Genomic DNA, 5,367 nt, shown 5'->3' on the forward strand with positions numbered 1-5,367 from the left:
CTGGCTTGCTTCCGATTTTTTCGAAATCGGTAAACTCTTTTGTCTTCTTTTGCTTTTCCGCATTGCGGATAAGCTGAATTGACTATGGGTTGTGTTTTTTCAAACGCTATTCTATTTTCAAAGTTCACAGCACTTTCACAGCGCAGAATTTATTATATCTAAAGCCAGGCTAAAAGTCAAGCTATAATTTTCATTTTTTTCTATTTTTTTTATTTTATTTATAAAAGTCCCTAGAATTCAACGATTTCCCGAAATACCTCACCAATACTTTTCGTAATAATAAGCGATGCTTTGTCATCATAGGGCGTTTCACTCTTATTGATTAATACCATTTTCTTACCACCATAATAGCGAATCAGTCCTGCCGCTGGATAAACATTTAAACTTGTCCCTCCAATAATCAATACATCTGCATTGGCGATAAAGGAAACCGCTTTTTCAATGGTTTCTCCATTTAGACTTTCCTCATAAAGCACCACATCAGGACGTACCACGCCACTGCAAAGATTGCATCGTGTAATCCCTTCTTCTTTTGTTACATAGTCCAGAGGAAATTCTTGTCCACACTTTACACAATAATTACGATAAAGGGTTCCATGGAGCTCGAAAACATTCTTACTCCCTGCCTTTTGGTGCAAATCATCTATATTTTGTGTGATTACTGCCCTTAACTTCCCATCTGATTCAAGTTTAGCTAAGGCCTTATGACAGTCGTTGGGGGTTGCGTCTGGGTATAAAAGAGTCTTTTTGTAATATCGAAAAAAGACATCAGGGTTGCGCTCAAAGAAAGAACGGCTCAAAATGGTCTCAGGTCTATATCCATACTCACTCATGGCGGAAAAAATACCGTTTTCACTACGGAAATCGGGCAAACCGCTTTCTGTGGAAACGCCAGCACCGCCAAAAAAAACTATGTTATCACTTTCCTGAATCCATTTTTTTAGTAAAGCAATTTTTTCTTCCAAAATGGTCCCTCCTCAATCATACCGTAAAATGAGAGAGCCCAGCAACGGACTCCCCTGTTCATATAGTTTAACATATTATTTCCAGTTTTACAACATTACCTATGTCCCTTTAATCTTTCTTCTCTGATGCTAAAGGTAATACTCTAACAACGGTTTCACCGATTCGATGATTCTGTACTTCCTTCACAAGAATTTCCATGCCATAGGTAACAATAGTAAATTGACTTCCATCCTCGGGAATTTTCCCAAGCTCACTAAAGATAAACCCACCATAGGTTTCATATTCATCTATTGGCAAAGGAATCTTTAGCGCATCACTTACATCCTCCAAGGAGGCACTGCCCATAATATGCCATACATCATCGCCAATACATTTAATTTCTTCCTCTTCTGCATCATTGAGCATATCTCCGATTAAAAGTTGAACCAAATCACGCAGTGTGATCACGCCGCTCAAGCCGCCATATTCATCTAACACCAGAGCAAAATGTCTTCTATTTTTTCTCATATTACGTAGCAAAGCATCCGCCTTCATAGTTTCTGGAACAAAATAAGGCTTTTCCACTGCCTGCTCCATAACCAGCTCTCTACTTTTTTCCTTCATACGAAAATAGGATTTTGTGTCAAGCACCCCTAAAATATCATCACTATCCTCACCGCAAATAGGAAAATAAGTATATCTGTTTTCCAGAATTATCGTATCCCATGTTTCCATATCATCTTCAATTTCCAGCATAACCACATCAACCCGATGGGTACAAGCCTGCTCCACAGGAATATCATCAAATGCAAATACATTTCGAATAAACGTACTTTCTTCTAAATCAATTGTACCTTTTTCACTGCCTTGATCCAGCATCATAAAAATCTCTTCTTCAGAAATGACTTCCTCTTCATCCTCAGGGTCGATTCCAATTAATCTTAACATGCCATTGGTAGAGGCTGAAAGAAGCCACACCAAAGGCGCAAACAACTTAGAAACCAGCTTCAGCATTCCACTCATCCCCAAAGCCAGCTTTTCCGAATTTTTCATGGCCACACGCTTGGGTACCAACTCACCAAATACCAAGTTGAAATAGGCCAAAATAAGGGTAATTAAGAACACACAAAGAGAGCGTAAGAAACTTAATGAGGTGTCTAAACCGCTGTTTTTAAGAAACTGGGCTAGCTCCCCAGCAAAATTTTCAGCCGCAAACGCACTGCCTAATAAACCCGCCAGAGTAATTGCTACCTGTATGGTTGCCAAAAAACGGGCAGGTTGATCTGTTAAATAAATTAGCCGTTCCGCTCTTTTGTCTCCCTCCATTGCCATCCGCTTCATTTTAGCATCATTCATTGAAATAACAGCTATTTCAGCACTGGCAAAAACCGCATTCATTGCAATTAAAACAACTTGTAATATTAACGGACCTATAAGCATAAATTCTTCCTCCTGCCTTTCCCTTACAAAAAAACAAAAAAAGGTATACCTTGCCATTAAAACATTTCTGTTTTAGACAAAGTACACCCTTATTATTTCCAACATTTGATTGGAATATGAAATCTTTACACAAGTATTGACATGATAATCCCCATCTGCACTCAAACCGATTTCGCTCCTTTTTAATATATTCAAATATCATCTCATATTTTTCCAGAATCGTCAACCAGTCTAAATGGAAAATTAAAAAAGCAGTGATTGGCGCCTTTTTTCCAAACACTGCAAATTTCATTTCTATTTTTCAACTAAAAAATCTTCTATTTTTTGAATGCAAGCCTTTAGCTCTTCCATGCTGTATGCATATGAAATACGAATGAAGCCTTCACCGCATTCTCCAAATGCATTTCCTGGAACAACCGCAACACCACCCTCAAAAAGCAGTTTTTCGCAAAATTCTTCAGAACCAAGCCCCGTTTTCTGAATGGAAGGAAATACATAAAATGCACCTTTCGGTTCAAAACAGGTCAGCCCAAGTCTATTAAATTCACCAATTAAGTACTTTCTTCTCTGGTCATATGCCTCCCGCATCACCCGAACATCCTCGTCACAAAGGGCATCATCCCGCAAAGCTTCAATGGCGGCCTGCTGGCTCATTACTGGTGCACTCATTACCACATAAGCATGAATTTTATTCATTTGTTTGATTAAATCCTTAGGCCCTGCCGCATATCCCAATCGCCAGCCTGTCATTGCAAAGGATTTTGAAAAACCATTTAAAACAATGGTTCTTTCATACATACCCTCAATGGATGCAACAGAAACGTGATCTTTCCCGCCATAGGTCAACTCAGCATATATTTCATCAGAAATAACCAGTAAATCATGTTTCATAATAATAGGAGCTATTTTCTCCAAATCCTCTTTCTCCATGATGGCTCCTGTAGGATTATTGGGATATGGAAGAATGATTGCTTTGGTTTTCGGCGTTATGGCTCTTTCTAATTCTTCCGGCATCAATTTAAAATCATTTTCCACTTTCGTTGTCACAACAACAGGCACACCATGCTGTAAAATGATGGATGGCTTGTAAGAAACATAACAAGGCTCAATTACTAATACCTCATCCCCTGGCTCTAATATTGTACGTAAGGCAACATCAATGGCTTCCGATGCCCCAATGGTACACATAATTTGGTCCATAGGATTATATACCGTGTGAAAACGACGTTCCAAGTAATGCGCAATACGCTCCCTTAAAGCAGGCATACCCAAATTTGCCGTGTAACGGGTTCTACCTTCCTCAATCAAATCAATGGCTGCCTGCCTTACATGTTCAGGTGTTTTAAAATCAGGCTCACCAACACCCAAAGAAACAACATTCGACATAGTCGCCACAACATCAAAAAACTTTCTGATTCCCGAGGGAGGTAACTCCGCAACGTTTTTTGCAACAAAATCTCTCATATTCATCAGCCTTTCTCTTATGTCTCTTTTTCCCAATCTTCACTTGTAATATTTTATACTCACCAGAACAAACTGAAAACATCTTAATACACTATATGGTATTTTTAAAATCAAAAAGCTATCTAAATTTCACTTGATATAGTGCATCACTTTGTGGCTCTTCCAGCAATTCTTTGCTCTGATTTGAAATTAGAATTCGATCCGTTTCTGTTATTTTTCCTATGATTGCCCCAGAAATCCCATTTTGGTTCAGCTTGTCCACCAATTTAGCACCGTTTTCCGTAGTAATAATCATGGTTCCGCTGGAAATTAGTCTTAGGGGGTCTATCTGTCCTTCCTTACAGATTATCTTGGTTTCTTCTTTGATAGGAATTTTGTCCTGCCAAATTTCAACCCCTGTATGAGAACATTCTGCCACTTCCCATACAGCACCTAAAATGCCACCTTCTGTGGCGTCATGCATTGCCGTTGCCCCATGCTCCGCCGCAAGAAAAGACTCCTTCCCCACAGAAAGAAATTCCTTCATATTCTGGGCAGACTGAATCAAATCAAAAGGTAAGCGCTTACATAACTCTGTTTCATATTCCTTAGCAATAATAGCCGTACCTTCCAGTCCAGCCCACTTGGTCATAACCACATCTTGACCAATCTTTGCACCACTTGTTTGAATGATTTTTCTTTCTCTGCTGCGGCCAATTACCGCCGCTGAAACGATAGGCTTGCGCACCGCATCCGTAACCTCGGTATGCCCGCCTAAAATCTCAATCCCTAATTCCTGGGCACCCTGTAATGCACCCTCCATAATCTCCTCTAAATCAGTCTCATTACTGCCTTCAGGCAATAGAACCGTGAGTAAAATTCCAATGGGCTCGCCTCCGGCAGAAAAAATATCATTACAATTTATTTGAACTGCCAAATAGCCAATATCCTTTGCTGCCCCAGTAATGGGGTCTGTAGACAAAACACACAGTTCTCCTTGCAGGTCAATGGCAGAACAATCTTCACCTGTTTTTGGTCGAAGCACAACATCATCACGCTGCACGTTATTCTTTCTAATAGGATTCATTACAATATCCTCCAAAATTTCCGGAGGAATCTTTCCAGTCTTAAACATTTCCTCAGCCCCTTCGTAGAGAAGTACCCCTGAACACGGTTGTGTCAGAGGTACCTATTTCGCTATGCAATATTATTGTATTCCAAAAGAATTATCCCCTGGGAAACCGGTTTGAAAATCAGTTTGAACATCAGTCTGGTCATCGGATCGGCTGTCATCCTCCTGGGTAATCGGCTTGGTTATAGGCTGACTTGCTGCCACCGCCTTTTTGGTACCTACCGTTACTTCGTCGGCTGCAGCACGGTAAGAGGAGCTGCTAAAGCGTTCTCTGCTTACCTGCTTACCATTTTCAAAAACTTTTTTGAACACAGACACCTTGGCACCTGTCCTACCTTTGCTTGTTACTTCCCTTTCACCTTCAGGCTTTTCAGGGTCTTCCTTCACAATCTCCTGCGGTTTCTCAA

The 5,367-nt window shown here is 40.2% G+C and carries 5 protein-coding genes; all 5 read right to left on the reverse strand.

The genetic code is table 11. The features are described 5' to 3' along the window. Positions 1 to 230: 230 nt before the first annotated feature. On the reverse strand, positions 231 to 965 hold the full coding sequence (locus RTK36_RS15000; RefSeq protein ID WP_312048043.1) for an NAD-dependent protein deacylase: 735 nt from the start codon (positions 963 to 965) through the stop codon (positions 231 to 233). 109 nt (positions 966 to 1,074) lie between these two features. Then, a complete protein-coding gene (locus RTK36_RS15005; RefSeq protein ID WP_312048044.1) occupies positions 1,075 to 2,385 on the reverse strand; it encodes a hemolysin family protein in 1,311 nt (436 codons plus the stop codon). 294 nt (positions 2,386 to 2,679) lie between these two features. Then, entirely contained in the window at positions 2,680 to 3,849 is a 1,170-nt protein-coding gene (locus RTK36_RS15010; protein ID WP_312048058.1) for an aminotransferase class I/II-fold pyridoxal phosphate-dependent enzyme, read from the reverse strand. A 118-nt stretch (positions 3,850 to 3,967) separates the two neighbouring features. Further along, on the reverse strand, positions 3,968 to 4,963 hold the full coding sequence (locus tag RTK36_RS15015; RefSeq protein ID WP_312048045.1) for an AIR synthase family protein: 996 nt from the start codon (positions 4,961 to 4,963) through the stop codon (positions 3,968 to 3,970). Between the two features lie 72 nt (positions 4,964 to 5,035). Next, positions 5,036 to 5,367, reverse strand: a 332-nt coding sequence (locus tag RTK36_RS15020; RefSeq protein WP_312048046.1) for a G5 domain-containing protein, incomplete at its 5' end; no start/stop codon positions are given.

The sequence above is a fragment of the Anaerotignum sp. genome, from assembly GCF_031981185.1.
Taxonomy (GTDB): Bacteria; Bacillota; Clostridia; order Lachnospirales; family Anaerotignaceae; genus Chakrabartyella.

Bases quoted from the DNA above. Each gene is read 5' to 3' on its own strand.
- RTK36_RS15005 (WP_312048044.1), bottom strand. From the start codon at position 2,385: ATGCTTATAGGTCCGTTAATATTACAAGTTGTTTTAATTGCAATGAAT.
- RTK36_RS15010 (WP_312048058.1), bottom strand. From the start codon at position 3,849: ATGAGAGATTTTGTTGCAAAAAACGTTGCGGAGTTACCTCCCTCGGGA.
- RTK36_RS15015 (WP_312048045.1), bottom strand. From the start codon at position 4,963: ATGTTTAAGACTGGAAAGATTCCTCCGGAAATTTTGGAGGATATTGTA.